Genomic DNA, 13,258 nt, shown 5'->3' on the forward strand with positions numbered 1-13,258 from the left:
GGCGCTCTGGGTGCCGGGCGCGCGCGGCGCGCCCGTCCCCCCCCCCGCGCCGCTGACCTCAGCCCTCGTCGGCGAGGTGGGCCGGGAAGCCTCCGGTGGCGATCGGGCTCCAGCGTTCGGGGGTGACCCGGATCAGGGACTTGCCCTGCTTGCGCATCGCCTCGCGGTACTCGTCCCAGTCCGGGTGTTCGCCGGAGATGTTGCGGAAGTACTCGACCAGCGGCTCCACCGAGTCCGGTGCGTCGATCACCTCGGCGGTGCCGTCGATCTGGACCCACGCGCCGTTCCACTCGTCGGACAGCACGATCACGCTCACCCGCGGGTCGCGCTTGGCGTTGCGGGTCTTCGCGCGCTCCGGGTAGGTGGACATCACCAGTCGCCCCGAGTCGTCCACGCCGCAGGTCAGCGGTGACCCCTGCGGGCGTCCGTCGGCCCGGGTGGTCAGCAGGATCGCGCGGTGGCGCGGTCGGACGAAGTCCAGCAGTCCGGCGAGGTCCACCTTCGTGTTGGTGGCGATCTGAGGCATCGCGGAACCTTCCTCGAGCACATCCAGCGGTACGCGCCCATCCTCCCGCGCACCGCCGGACGCGGCCGAACCGGATCACCCGCGAACGACCACGCCGCCCGGAACGCGAAAGGCCGCCGCGGGGGAGGTTCCCTGCGGCGGCCTCGTGCGGTGGGCTCGGGTCAGTCCGTGCCGAACTCCATCGCGGCGCGGTCCAGGGAACCGGCTTCGGTCTCGGCTTCCGCACCGACGGAGGCGATCGCGTCGGCGCCGCCGGACTGCAGGGTGCCGACCAGCTCGGTGTGGGCCGGGCCGACCAGGCCGAGCTGGGCGTAGGTCTCCAGCTTGGCGCGGGAGTCGGCGATGTCCAGGTTCCGCATGGTCAGCTGGCCGATCCGGTCGACCGGGCCGAAGGCGGCGTTCTCGGTGCGCTCCATGGACAGCTTGTCCGGGTGGTAGGAGAACGCCGGGCCGGTGGTGTCCAGGATCGAGTAGTCCTCGCCGCGGCGCAGCCGCAGGGTGACCTCACCGGTGACCGCCGAGCCGACCCACCGCTGCAGCGACTCCCGCAGCATCAGCGACTGCGGGTCCAGCCAGCGGCCCTCGTACATCAGGCGGCCCAGCTTGCGGCCCTCGTTGTGGTAGTTGGCGACGGTGTCCTCGTTGTGGATGGCGTTGACCAGCCGCTCGTAGGCGATGAACAGCAGGGCCATGCCCGGCGCCTCGTAGATGCCGCGGCTCTTGGCCTCGATGATGCGGTTCTCGATCTGGTCGCTCATGCCGAGGCCGTGCCGGCCGCCGATCGCGTTGGCCTCGTGCACCAGGTCGACGGCGGAGGTGAACTCCTTGCCGTTGATCGCGACCGGGCGGCCCTGCGCGAAGGTGATCGTGACGTCCTCGGTGGGGATCTCGACCGACTCGTCCCAGAACCGAACGCCCATGATCGGGTCGACGATCTCGACACCGGTGTTGAGGTGCTCGAGCTCCTTGGCCTCGTGGGTGGCGCCCCAGATGTTGGCGTCGGTGGAGTAGGCCTTCTCCGCGCTGTCGCGGTAGGGCAGGCCGTGCTCCTGCAGCCACTCCGACATCTCCTGGCGGCCGCCGAGCTCGCTGACGAAGTCGGTGTCCAGCCACGGCTTGTAGATGCGCAGGCGGGGGTTGGCCAGCAGGCCGTAGCGGTAGAACCGCTCGATGTCGTTGCCCTTGAAGGTGGAGCCGTCGCCCCAGATCTCCACGCCGTCCTCGAGCATCGCGCGCACCAGCAGGGTGGCGGTCACGGCGCGGCCCAGCGGGGTGGTGTTGAAGTAGGTGCGGCCGCCCGAGCGGATGTGGAACGCGCCGCAGGTCAGCGCGGCCAGGCCTTCCTCGACCAGCGCCTCCCGGCAGTCCACCAAGCGGGAGTGCTCGGCCCCGTAGGCCTTGGCGCGGCCGGGGATGGAGGCGATGTCGGTCTCGTCGTACTGCCCGATGTCGGCGGTGTAGGTGTAGGGGATCGCGCCCTTGTCGCGCATCCACGCAACCGCGACGGAGGTGTCGAGACCTCCGGAGAAGGCGACGCCGACCCGCTGGCCGACCGGGAGACTCGTCAGAACCTTGGACATGGGTTAATACTATGCGATGGACTGCATGATTATGAAATCGGGGGTCGCGCAACCCTGTGACCAGGGATGACGCGTGAGCCCCGGGGTGTCATCTGGCGAGGTTCGGCGTTCTGGGTCGGCCGCGGAAGCGTGGCAGTCCCGGTTGGCGGGTATGTCCGATTGGTGTCGGCAGCCGTCGTCGCCGGGGGGACGTTCGCGGTGATCGTGGAATGCGACTGTCAGCGCGCAATCAGCCTGTCCGCGGCCGTGCGGGGCTTGCCGGAGGCCGAGCTGAGGGGCGAGGCGCGGATCCTGGACATCAGCACCGACAGCAGGCGGGTGCGACCAGGCGCGCTGTTCTGCGCAGTGCCGGGAACGCGGCGGGACGGGCACGGATTCGCCGCTGAGGCGGTGGCCGCCGGGGCTGGTGCGCTGCTGGTGGAGCGGTTCGTCGACCTGCCGGTTCCCCAGGTGCGCGTGCCCGCGGTGCGGCCTGCGGTGGGGCCGGTCGCCGCGGAGGTGCACGGCCGTCCTGCTGATGAGCTCGCGGTTGCCGCGGTGACCGGGACCAACGGCAAGACCACCACGGTGCACCTGGTCGAAGCCGCTCTCGCGGCCGGTGGTGTGCGGACCGGACTGAGCTCCACCGTCGAGGCCCGCTGGCCGGGGTGGCAGAGCCCGGCGGAGCTGACCACTCCGGGTGCCGCCGATCTGCAGCGGATGCTGTGCCGCATGCGCTCGGCGGGGGTGCGGGCGGCGGTCGTGGAGGTGTCCTCGCACGCGATCGACCAGCACCGCATCGACCCGGTGCGGGCCGAGGTCGCGGTGTTCACCAACCTGAGCCCGGAGCACCTCGACTACCACGGCACCGTCGAGCAGTACTTCGCGACCAAAGCCGCGTTGTTCACGCCGCGGCGCTGTCGCCGGGCCGTGATCAACGTGGACGACTGCTGGGGGCGGCGGCTGGCCGCCCAGGTCGAGGTGCCGACCGTGACCGTCGGGCGCAGTTCTCGTGCGGACGTGCGGGTCGAGGAGGTCGGACCGCGCGTGGTCTTCCACGAGGGCGGTGATCCGGTGTCGTTGACCGCGCCCGCTGCGATCGGTGGTCGGCATGCTGCCGGCCTCGCCGCGGCCTACGCGGCAGCTCGGGCGCTGGGGGTGTCCAAGTCGGCTGCGGTGCGCGGGTTGACCGCGGCGCTGCCGCCCGGTCGGTTCCAGCGGGTGGACGTCGGCCAGCCGTTCCTAGCCGTGGTCGACTTCGCGCACACGCCCACCGCGGTGGCCGACCTGATCGCGGCCGCGCGCCGGGCGAGCGGGGGACGGGTGCACCTCGTCGTCGGTTGCGCCGGGAACCGCGACCGGTTCAGCCGCCCGGACGTCGGCCGCGCCGCACTGGCCGCCGACACCGCGATCTTCACCACCGACGACCCGTGCGAGGAGGACCCGGCCGAGATCACCGCGCAGGTGCTGACCGGCACGATCGGGGTCAGCGGCGGGGAGTTCGTGGTGGAGCACGATCGTCGGGCGGCGATCGCCGCTGCTGTTGGCCGGGCCGGGCCGGGGGACGTCGTGCTCGTCGCGGGCCGCGGGCACGAGCGCTACCAAGCGGTCGACGGCGGTCGGCGCCCGTTCGACGATGTCGAAGTCGTCACCGCCGCCCTGGCCGATGCCGGCTGGGCGGGGCCGGACCGGGGCCGAACGTGCGGGTAGCTCCCGCGTGGAACGCGAGAGCTACCCGGAGGGTTGTGGATCACCTCATCAAGGCTGCGCGAAGTGATCCGGTTGAGGGCCTGTCCTCAGACAGGTTCTCGAGGTTGGAGGATCTGGTGGGTTACCAGCGGCCCCAGTGGCCCCAGCGGCCCCAATGGCCCCAGCCGCCCCAGCGGCCCCAGCCACCCCAGCCCCAACCCCAGCCCCAACCCCAACCCCAGCCCCAGTTGCTGCGGAGGTTGCTGAAGACGGTGCTGACGTTCATATTCATCCCTCGTCGATCCTGGACGAGTCCAGTGCCGTCGGAATTCCGTCGAAAACGATGCGCTGCGTGGGAGTTCGCAGCACCAGCGAACCTCCCCGGCGGTGACCGGCGGAGGAACGCGTTCACAGTGCTCCTCTGATCCAGCTACCTGGATGCGCTTTCATGTGCGCACCAATCACGGTAGTCCCGCGAGATGGTTGTACAGGAGAGACTTTTGCCCCGAATGCATTGCGTAGCAACCAGTTGCGCTCTGCACACGGCATTCGTCCACTGGGGACCTCGGAGTCGGGGGCGGGGGAGTGTTTGCGGTTTCCGCAAAGAAGTTTGCCGGGAGCGCCGGCGCGGCCGCATGGTGGTCGCGGAGGTGGTCGAGGTGACCGATCAGTTGGCGAACGGTTACGACGTGGTGGTGGTCGGCGGCGGTGCCGCCGGGCTGAGCGGGGCGCTGATGCTTGCCCGGGCGCGGCGCTCGGTGGCGGTGATCGACGCGGGTTCCCCGCGCAACGCGCCCGCGCAAGGCGCGCACGGGCTGCTGGGGCGGGACGGGATCCCACCGGCCGAGCTGCTCGAGCGCGGCCGGGCGGAAGTGCGCGGATACGGCGCCGACGTGGTGTCCGGTGAAGTCGGCTCGGTGGCCCGCGACGGCGACGGGTTCTCGGTGGCGCTGGCCGACGGCCGCGCGACGCGTGCCCGACGCGTGCTGGTGACCACCGGGCTGGTCGACGAGCTGCCGGACGTCCCGGGCCTGCGCGACAGATGGGGGCGGGACGTGCTGCACTGCCCGTACTGCCACGGCTGGGAGGTCCGCGACGGGGCCATCGGCGTGCTGGCCAGCGGGCCGATGTCGGTGCACCAGGCGCTGCTGTTCCGCCAGTGGAGCAGCGACGTCGTGTTCTTCGCCCGCACCGCCGCGCCGCTGGGCGAAGAGGACGCCGAGAAGCTGGCCGCTCGCGACATCCGGGTGGTGCACGGCGAGATCGCCGGGCTGGAGGTCGTCGAGGACCGCATCACCGGCGTGCGGCTGGTCGACGGGACCGTGATCGCGCGCGAGGCGCTGGCGGTGGCGCCCCGGATGGTCGCGCGCGCCGGTTTCCTGGCGGAGCTCGGGCTGCGGCCGGTCGAGCACCCCAGCGGAGCGGGCGAGCACATCCCCGCCGATGCCACCGGGCGCACCGAGGTCCCCGGCGTGTGGGTGGCGGGCAACGTCACCGATCTGTCCGCGCAGGTCGGCAACGCGGCTGCGGCGGGTGCGGCCGCGGCTGGGCAGATCAACGCCGACCTCGTCGCCGAGGAGGTCGACCGTGCGGTCGCCGCTCGGCGCGGCCCGTTCTCGGCGGAGTCCGAAGCGCGGGTCTGCGAGCTGGTGGCCGGGAACCGCCGGCACGGCCTGTGAGCGGGAGGCATTGCCGGGCCGTCGGCGGGGTATGTCGAGCGGGATGAGCGCCGTTGGGGGAGGCGCTCGTTCGGGGGTGCTCGATGGGAACGCCTGCTGCGCGGCCGGGGGCCACCACTCGGCGCGTCTACGCGCTGGGCTCGTTGGCGGCGATCCTGTTCGGCTACGACAACGGGATCATCTCGGCCGCGATCTTGTTCATCCCGCACGAGCTGCCGTTGACACCGCTGCTCAAGGGCACCGTGGTCAGCGCGACGGTCGTCGGTGCGATGGTGGGCGCGGTCGGCAGCGGGCCCGCCGCCGACCGGCAGGGCCGGCAGCGGGTGCTGCTCGCGGCCGGGGTCGTGTTCACCGCGGGAGCTCTCGGCGCCGGGCTGGCCACCTCGGTCACGGCGCTGGTGCTGTTCCGGTTCGTCATCGGCCTGGGGATCGGCATCGCGTCGGTGGTCGTCCCGCTCTACCTGGCCGAGATGGCACCCGCGGGAGCTCGCGGTGCGGTCACCTCGCTGAACCAGTACATGATCATCGTGGGGACCGCGCTGGCCGCGGCCACCGGGTACGGTTTGGCCTTCGTCGGCTCGTGGCGGTGGATGATCCTCATCGGCGTGGTCCCCGCGGTGGTGCTGGTCGTCGGACTGCTCGCGGCTCCGGACACCCCGCGTTCCCTGGTCCGGCGCGGACGTCCGGAGCAGGGGCGCACCCTGCTGGTCGGCCTGCGCGGCGACCAGGCCGCCGCCGACCGCGAGCTCGCCGAGATCACCGCCCTGGAACGCCAGCAGCGCGACGCCGAACTGGGTGCCCGGATGTCCGCGGGCTGGGTGCGGAAATTGTTGCTGCTCGGTGCGCTGCTGGCGGTGTTCCAGCAGATCACCGGGATCAACACGATCGTCTACTACGCGCCCAGCGTGCTCACCGGGTTCGGCGTCTCCGAGGTCACCGCACTGCTGTTCACCTTCCTGAACGGGCTGCTCAACATCGCGACGATCGCGATCGTCGTGCGGGCCAAGATCGTCGACCGGCGAGGTCGAAAGCCCGTGCTGCTGGCCGGTTTGGTCGGCATGTCGGCGAGCCTGTTCGCGGTGGGGCTGGCCGCGCTGCTGCTGCCGCCCGAGTCGCCGGTGCTGTTCGGCATCGCGGTGGCGGCCTTCGTCGTGTTCACCAACACCTTCTCGGCCACCTGGGGGCCGGTGCTGTGGGTGGTGCTGGCCGAGATCTTCCCGCTGGCCATCCGCGGCACCGCGATGGCGCTGGCCACGCTGTTCAACTGGTTGACCGACTTCTTCGTCTCGCTGACCTTCCCCACCTTCACCGCATTGGTCGGGGCGGGCGTGGTGTTCCTCGCTTACGCGGCGGCGGGGGTGATCATCTTCCCGATCGTCTGGTGGGCGGTGCCGGAGACCAAGCAGCGCAGCCTCGAATCGCTGGAGCAGCAGTTCCGCGGGGGAGGCCGCTGATGCGGGCGATGAACCGGCGCCAGTTCGGCAAGCTCGCCCTCGCCGGTGCGGGATCGGTGCTGCTCGGGGACGTGCCGCGCGCCGCCGAGGTCCGGGCCGCGGAACCGGCCGGCGGCTTCTTCGTCACGACGTTCACCGACTACGCGTCCACGATCAGCACCAACAGCACCGGCGACCTGTGGCCGACGTGCTGGGCCGACGACGACCTCGTCTACACCGCCAACGGCGACGGCCAGGGCTTCGGAGACCAGCCGATGGCTCCCATCGTGGCGAACCGGATCGCCGGGACCCCGGAGACCGGGCTGCGCGGCGAACGGCTCGCCGCGGGCGAGGCGATCGCCAAGGTGCACGCCGATTCGAAGCTGTACAACCCGAAACCCACCGGGATCGTCGCGGTGGACGGCAACGGCGACGGCCGCGACGAGCTGTACCTGGCCGTGCAGGACCTGCGCTTCGCGCCGGCCGCGGCGGCCTTCGACGACGCCCCGAACGCCAGCATCGTCAAGTCCGATGACTACGGGCGCACCTGGCAGCAACCGGCCCAGCCGATGTTCACCGACCACGTGTTCACCACGATCATGTTCCTGGACTTCGGCCGCAGTCAGGAGCACGCGCGCGAGCTCGGGCCGCAGGACGCCGGGTACGTCTACGCCTACGGCCTCGACCACAACTGGCGCGACTCCTACACCGGTGCGGTGCCGTCCCCGACCAGCCTCTACTTGGCGCGGGTGCCGCGCGACAGCATCCAGCAGCGCGAAACCTGGCGGTTCTACGCGGGAACCGGGGCGAACGGTCCGCAGTGGACGGACCGGATCGAGGACAAGGCGCCGGTGCTCACCGACGAACGGCGGCTCTACACCGATCTGCTGGTGTCCGGGCGCCGCAACCTGAGCGTGCTGTCCCAGGGCGGCGTGCTCTACAACGCCCCGCTGCGGCGATACCTCTACACCTCGTGGACCGAGTACACCTTCGAGTTCTACGAGGCGCCGACGCCGTGGGGGCCGTGGCAGCTGTTCATGTCCAAGGACTTCGGCGCCCAGCCGTGGTTCGGCCGTCCCGGCCGGATCCGGTTCGACCCGGTGCCGGGCGGCCACGACATCCCGATGCCGGAAGCGGGGGAGCCGCAGCCCGCGTGCTCCGGTCCGAAGAACGGTGGCTACGCCTGCACCGTGCCGGCCAAGTTCGTCTCGGCCGACGGAACGCGGATGTGGGTGCAGTCCAACTGGTTCCTGGGAGTGGCGTGCGGGCTGCCGAACTACACCTTCTCGCTGCGGCAGCTCCAGGTCTTCCCGCGCCAGCTGGGCGATCCGCCGGCCAACCCGCCCGATCCGCACCGCAACCTGGCGCGCGGCGCGGACGTGTTCCCGATCGAGAAGACCGCCCACTTCGGACGCGGCGACTTCTTCAACAACGGGATCAGGGAGGAGAGCGAGGACAGCTTCGACGGCACCCGCAAGCAGTTCGACTTCTGGGGCTACATCTGGCGCGACCAGTGCTGGCTCGACCGCGTCGTCTACACCACCGGGAACATGTTCTCCGACGGCGGCTGGTTCGCCCGCGACCTGGCCGTGCAGGTGCGCCAGGGGAGCAGCTGGGTGGACGTCGGCGGACTGCGGATCGCACCGGCCTACCCCTACGACAGCACCGCCGGCCCGCACGGCACCTACACCCTGGCCTTCGACCCGATCGTCGGCGACGGGGTCCGGATCACCGGGGTGCCGGGCGGCTCGGCGTTCTTCACCTCGATCGGCGAGCTGGAGGTCTACTTCGGCGGATGATCAGGCCGGGTTCCTGCGCCCCACGAGGTGGAAGACGCGGCTGAGCCCGCGGTAGGGATCCCGCCGGCTGGCTTCGAGCTCGACCTTGGCCGCCGCCGCCACCTGCTCGGCGTCGTTCGGATCCAGCTCGGTGCCGCTGAAGTCGAGCCAGTCGGTGAACAGCCAGCCGCCTTACCAGCTCACCGGTTCCACGCCGCGGCTGCGCAGCTGCTCGCTGAGCTCTTCGAGGCTGTCGGCTCGAGTCGGCACGCCCAGCACGCCGATCTCGTGCCTGGCGTCGAACGCGGCGAGGGCGTCGTCCCACCGCTGCTCCAAGGCCGGTCGGACGGCCATGGCGTTGGCGTTGCCGGTCAGGATCGACACGATGCCACCGGCAGCGGCGCACCGGCACAGCTGGTCGAGCAACGGCTCCGGCTGCTCCAGGTAGCCCAGCACGCCGTGGCACAGCACAGCATCGAAGCGCTGACCGCTTACCGCCTCATCAGCCTCGTGGCCGTCGGCCTGCACGAGCCTCACCCGGGACCGGACCTCATCGGGCAACCGCTGGAGCCGCTGCCGCGCTTTGTCCAGCATCGCCGCCGACGGGTCCAGCAACGTCACCTGGTACCCGGCCCGGGCCAGCGGAAACGACTGGTGGCCGGCACCTCCGCCCACGTCGAGCACCGCGGCCGGGGGAGCGGGCAAGTGCTCTAGAAGCTGCTGGTGCACCACGTAGGTGCGCACCAGTCCCTTCACCGTCGCGTACGCCCCATCGGCGAACTGGTCGGCCAGACCTGCCCAACTGTCCTCGCCCACAGCCTCACGGTACTGGCAACCGGTTCGTGGGACGTATTGGCGCAAAGCGCTCGCTTCGGTCGCGCGCAGCGGGCAAGATCTGCTGTCGTTCGCTGGTCGGGATCATGGGGAGGACAGCAGTGAGACCTGGTCGGTTCGGCCGCTGCGCAGCGGCGTTGGGGACGGCGGTGCTGGCCACCGCCGCGCTGTCGGGGACACCGGTGAGCGCGGCACCCGCCACCGTGGACGTCCGGCTGATCGCGTTCAACGATCTGCACGGCAACCTGGACCCGCCCGCGGGCTCGTCGGGACGGGTGACGCTGCCCGACGGCAGCACCGTCGACGCCGGAGGTGCGGCCTACCTGGCCACGCACCTGGCCCAGCTTCGCGGTGAGGTGACCAACTCGGTGGTGCTCTCCGCAGGCGACAACATCGGCGCCTCGCCGGTGAACTCGGCGCTGTTCCACGACGAGCCGACCATCGACTTCCTCAACGAGATCGGTGTTTCCGCGGCCGTCGTCGGCAACCACGAGTTCGACGAGGGCTACGCCGAGCTGCAGCGCATCCAGGACGGCGGCTGCCACCCCGAGGACGGCTGCCAGTTCCGGGACACCTTCGACGGCGCGGACTTCCCGTACCTGGGTGCGAACGTCACCTTCGACGACGGCCGGCCCGCGCTGATGCCGTTCAGCGTCCAGCAGGTCCAGGGCGTGCCGATCGGCATCATCGGCGTGACGCTGGAAGACCTGCCCGCGATGGTCACCCCGGACGCGGTCAAGGGCCTGAAGTTCGGCGACGAGGTCGAGGCCATCGACCGCACCGCCGACCTGCTGGACCGGCTCGGCATCAAGACGCAGGCCGTGCTGCTGCACCAGGGCGACAACACCGAAGGCGGCGGACCGGACGACTGCCGCGTGGCACCGGGCCCGGCCTCGGAGATCGCAGCGCAGGCCTCGCCGAAGGTCGACGTGATCTTCAGCGGCCACAGTCACCAGCAGTACAACTGCGTGATCGACGACCCGGCGGGCAACCCGCGCACCCTGCTGCAGGGCGCCTCCTTCGGGCGGCTGCTGTCGGTGGCCGACCTGAAGATCGACCGGAGCACCAAGGACGTGGTGCGCCCGGAGACCCAGGCGCACAACCGGATCGTCACCCGCGACGTGCCGCCGGACCCCGCCGCGCAGAAGCTGGTCGACGAGTCCACCGCGAAGGCCGCCCCGATCGCCAACCGCAAGGTCGGCACGATCACCGGCGACCTGCTCCGCGAAGGCGCCCCGTCCGGCGAATCACCGCTCGGCGACGTGCTCGCCGACGCGCAGCTGGCCGCGACCGAGGCCAACGGCGCGCAGATCGCGATGACCAACCCCGGTGGCATCAGGACCGACCTCGTGCACGCCTCCTCGCCGGCCGGTGAGGGCGACGGCGTGGTGACCTACGGCGAGGCCTACGCGGTCCAGCCCTTCGGCAACGTGATGCAGACGATCACCTTGACCGGCGAGCAGCTGAAGAACGTCCTGGAGCAGCAGTGGCAGCCGGAAGCCACTCGCATCCTGCAGGTGTCCTCCGCGCTGCACTACACCTACTCGGCGTCCGCGCCGGTCGGGTCGAAGGTCTCCGACATCACCATCGCCGGGCAGCCGGTCGACCCGAAGGCGAACTACCGGGTGTCGGTGAACAACTTCCTGGCCGCGGGCGGCGACGGGTTCACCGAGTTCACCGGCGGGACCGAGGTGACCGGCGGGCCGGTCGACCTCGACGCGCTCGTCGACTACTTGGGCGCGCACCCGGACATCGCCCCGCCGCCGGCCGACCGGATCACCGCGGCGCCGTAGCGTCCCGAGGCCGGGGAGCCGTCATCGGCGCCTCCCCGGCCTCAGCGCGGAGTTCGCGGAGCTCGTCGCGCAGGCCGCGCACCTCGCCGAGCAGCTGCTGGACGACGTCGCCGCCGTCCTCCTGCTGCTCCGCGCGCTCGTGGCTGACCTGCGCCTCCATCGCCGACACGGCGACCGCGATGAACAGGTTGAGCACCGTGAACGTGGTGACCGCGATGTAGGCGATGAAGAAGATCCAGGCCAGCGGCTCGGCTTCCATGACGGTGCGCGCCACCTCCGACCAGCTCTCCCCGGTCATCACCTGGAACAGGGTGAACAGCGAGCTGCCGAGGTCGCCGAAGTACTCCGGGGCGATCCCGCTGAACAGCTTGGTGGCGATCACCGAGCCGACGTAGAGGATCAGCACGAGCAGCGCGGCGATCGAGGTCATGCCGGGCACGGCGGTCAGCAGCGCGCCGACCACGCGGCGCATGTTCGGCACCGCCGAGATCAGGCGCAGCGCGCGGAGGATGCGCAGGGCTCGCAGGACGCCGAAGTTCCCGGTGCTGGGCAGCAGCGAGATGCTGACGATGACGAAGTCGAAGCAGTTCCACGGATCGCGGAAGAACCGCCAGCCGTGGGCGTAGAGCCGGGCGGCGAGTTCGACGGTGAACACCGCGAGCACGATCCGGTCCACCGCGTGCAGCAGCCACCCGTAGTCGTTCACCAGTGCCGGTGAGGTCTCGCATCCGAGGGTGATCGTGTTGACGAGGATGATCGCGATGATCACCCGCTGGAACGCCGGTGCGTCGACCAGCATGCGGACGCGTTCACGCGTGTTCACCGAAACTCCTGGTGGGGCTTGTTCTCGACGGAAGACGTTGATCAACTTAGCGGCTCGGTGCCGACGGACATTGCACCCGATGCCCGAAGCGTCGGCGGGCACGCAGTGCGGGGAACCGGACGTTGACCGCCCGAACGTGTGATCGGGATCAACGTTCTCCGGCTGCGCGAGGATCGTCACCGGCTATACTGCGTGTCCCTTTTCTCCACTTCACTTCGAGGAGTGACGGCTTCAGTGCCTGCGGCACATTCCCCTGACGGGGGTAGTACCGAGCCGGGGTGCCATCCCGGCGTTTCTGAGCTTGTGCGCGGCTGCCCGCGAGGTGGCCGGTGATCGAAATCTTGTTGGCCGTTCTCGGCCTGGTCTTCGTCGGTGTGCTGACGGTGGGCACGGGTTTGGCGGTTGCCGCCGAGTTCTCGCTGACGTCGTTGGAGCGCAGCACCGTTGATGCCCACGTCAACGCGGTGGGTGACAAGCGCGCGAAGGCCGTGCAACGGGCGCACCGCACGTTGTCGTTCCAGCTTTCCGGTGCTCAGGTCGCGATCACGCTGACCACTTTGGTCACCGGTTACGTGGCCGAGCCGCTGATCGGTGAGTTGATCCGTCCGGTGCTGGTGGCGGTGGGGTTGCCGGCCGCGGCGGCGGGGGCGGTGTCGTTGACGTTGGCGATCTTGTTGGCGACGGCGTTGTCGATGGTGTTCGGGGAGATGGTCCCGAAGAACCTCGCCATCGCACGCCCGCTGGCGACAGCCCGCGCGGTGTCCGGTTACCACGCGCGGTTCTCGCAGGTGTTCCGCTGGTTGATCGATGGGATGAACAACAGCGCGAACTGGGTGGTGCGGCGTTTCGGCGTTGAGCCCCAGGAAGAGCTGCGGTCGGCGCGGTCTCCGGAGGAGCTGGGGTCGATCGTGCGGTCCAGTGCCGAGCACGGGACTTTGGACGAGGCCACGGCCGAGTTGATGGACCGCTCGCTGCGGTTCGGCGAACGCACCGCCGAAGAGCTCATGACCCCACGAGTCCGGGTCGAGTCGCTTCAGGTCGGTGACAGCGTTGTGGAGCTGCTGGATCTGGCGCGGCGGAGCGGGTTCTCGCGATTCCCGGTGCACGGTGGGGATCTCGACGACATCCACGGCGTCGTCCACGT

General features: G+C 70.5%; 11 protein-coding genes. 6 read left to right on the forward strand and 5 right to left on the reverse strand.

The genetic code is table 11. The features are described 5' to 3' along the window. Positions 1-58: 58 nt before the first annotated feature. Together ABTZ89_RS22895 and argG are read right to left on the reverse strand one after the other, a co-directional pair. Positions 59-526: a PPOX class F420-dependent oxidoreductase gene (locus tag ABTZ89_RS22895; protein WP_351047994.1), complete on the reverse strand. Its 468-nt coding sequence runs from the start codon at positions 524-526 to the stop codon at positions 59-61. Positions 527-687: 161 nt separating this feature from the next. Then, the gene (gene argG, locus ABTZ89_RS22900; RefSeq protein ID WP_270953715.1) at positions 688-2,106 is read right to left on the reverse strand and encodes an argininosuccinate synthase; all 1,419 of its coding nucleotides are present in this window, start codon (positions 2,104-2,106) and stop codon (positions 688-690) included. 162 nt (positions 2,107-2,268) lie between these two features. Between argG and ABTZ89_RS22905 the strand changes: the two genes are divergently transcribed. Then, positions 2,269-3,795, forward strand: coding sequence for a Mur ligase family protein (locus ABTZ89_RS22905; RefSeq protein WP_351047998.1), 1,527 nt, complete (start codon positions 2,269-2,271; stop codon positions 3,793-3,795). Positions 3,796-3,916: 121 nt separating this feature from the next. On the opposite strand, the gene ABTZ89_RS22910 is transcribed toward ABTZ89_RS22905, so the two are convergent. Next, a complete protein-coding gene (locus ABTZ89_RS22910) occupies positions 3,917-4,060 on the reverse strand; it encodes a hypothetical protein (RefSeq protein WP_351048001.1) in 144 nt (47 codons plus the stop codon). A 349-nt stretch (positions 4,061-4,409) separates the two neighbouring features. Here ABTZ89_RS22910 and ABTZ89_RS22915 point away from each other — a divergent pair, with 349 nt between their 5' ends. The 3 genes from ABTZ89_RS22915 (at position 4,410) to ABTZ89_RS22925 (ending at position 8,685) form a co-directional block, all read left to right on the forward strand. Then, positions 4,410-5,453 (forward strand): NAD(P)/FAD-dependent oxidoreductase, encoded by a 1,044-nt coding sequence (locus ABTZ89_RS22915; RefSeq protein ID WP_351048004.1) that lies wholly within the window; start codon positions 4,410-4,412, stop codon positions 5,451-5,453. Positions 5,454-5,536: 83 nt separating this feature from the next. After that, entirely contained in the window at positions 5,537-6,907 is a 1,371-nt protein-coding gene (locus ABTZ89_RS22920) for a sugar porter family MFS transporter (protein WP_351048007.1), read from the forward strand. After that, positions 6,907-8,685 (forward strand): glycoside hydrolase family 183 protein, encoded by a 1,779-nt coding sequence (locus tag ABTZ89_RS22925; RefSeq protein WP_351048010.1) that lies wholly within the window; start codon positions 6,907-6,909, stop codon positions 8,683-8,685. Before ABTZ89_RS22920 ends, ABTZ89_RS22925 begins: the two co-directional genes overlap by 1 nt. 171 nt (positions 8,686-8,856) lie before the next feature. Here the strand turns inward: ABTZ89_RS22925 and ABTZ89_RS22930 are convergent, their stop codons facing one another. Further along, positions 8,857-9,480, reverse strand: coding sequence for a class I SAM-dependent methyltransferase (locus ABTZ89_RS22930; protein WP_351048012.1), 624 nt, complete (start codon positions 9,478-9,480; stop codon positions 8,857-8,859). Positions 9,481-9,635: 155 nt separating this feature from the next. Here ABTZ89_RS22930 and ABTZ89_RS22935 point away from each other — a divergent pair, with 155 nt between their 5' ends. Then, positions 9,636-11,291: a bifunctional metallophosphatase/5'-nucleotidase gene (locus ABTZ89_RS22935; RefSeq protein WP_502949585.1), complete on the forward strand. Its 1,656-nt coding sequence runs from the start codon at positions 9,636-9,638 to the stop codon at positions 11,289-11,291. Here the strand turns inward: ABTZ89_RS22935 and ABTZ89_RS22940 are convergent. Continuing rightward, complete coding sequence (locus tag ABTZ89_RS22940) at positions 11,275-12,114, reverse strand: ion transporter (protein ID WP_270954453.1); 840 nt, start codon at positions 12,112-12,114, stop codon at positions 11,275-11,277. The two genes, ABTZ89_RS22935 and ABTZ89_RS22940, sit on opposite strands and share 17 nt — an antisense overlap. A 332-nt stretch (positions 12,115-12,446) precedes the next feature. Between ABTZ89_RS22940 and ABTZ89_RS22945 the strand changes: the two genes are divergently transcribed. Then, positions 12,447-13,258 (forward strand): hemolysin family protein (locus ABTZ89_RS22945; RefSeq protein WP_502949584.1); only part of this gene is annotated, 812 nt, incomplete at its 3' end.

It is taken from the genome of Saccharopolyspora sp. NPDC002686 (genome assembly GCF_040295745.1).
In the GTDB taxonomy this organism is placed as follows: Bacteria; Actinomycetota; Actinomycetes; order Mycobacteriales; family Pseudonocardiaceae; genus Saccharopolyspora; species Saccharopolyspora oryzae.

Bases quoted from the DNA above. Each gene is read 5' to 3' on its own strand.
- ABTZ89_RS22920 (WP_351048007.1), top strand. From the start codon at position 5,537: ATGGGAACGCCTGCTGCGCGGCCGGGGGCCACCACTCGGCGCGTCTAC.
- ABTZ89_RS22895 (WP_351047994.1), bottom strand. From the start codon at position 526: ATGCCTCAGATCGCCACCAACACGAAGGTGGACCTCGCCGGACTGCTG.
- ABTZ89_RS22925 (WP_351048010.1), top strand. From the start codon at position 6,907: ATGCGGGCGATGAACCGGCGCCAGTTCGGCAAGCTCGCCCTCGCCGGT.
- argG (WP_270953715.1), bottom strand. From the start codon at position 2,106: ATGTCCAAGGTTCTGACGAGTCTCCCGGTCGGCCAGCGGGTCGGCGTC.
- ABTZ89_RS22910 (WP_351048001.1), bottom strand. From the start codon at position 4,060: ATGAACGTCAGCACCGTCTTCAGCAACCTCCGCAGCAACTGGGGCTGG.
- ABTZ89_RS22915 (WP_351048004.1), top strand. From the start codon at position 4,410: ATGGTGGTCGCGGAGGTGGTCGAGGTGACCGATCAGTTGGCGAACGGT.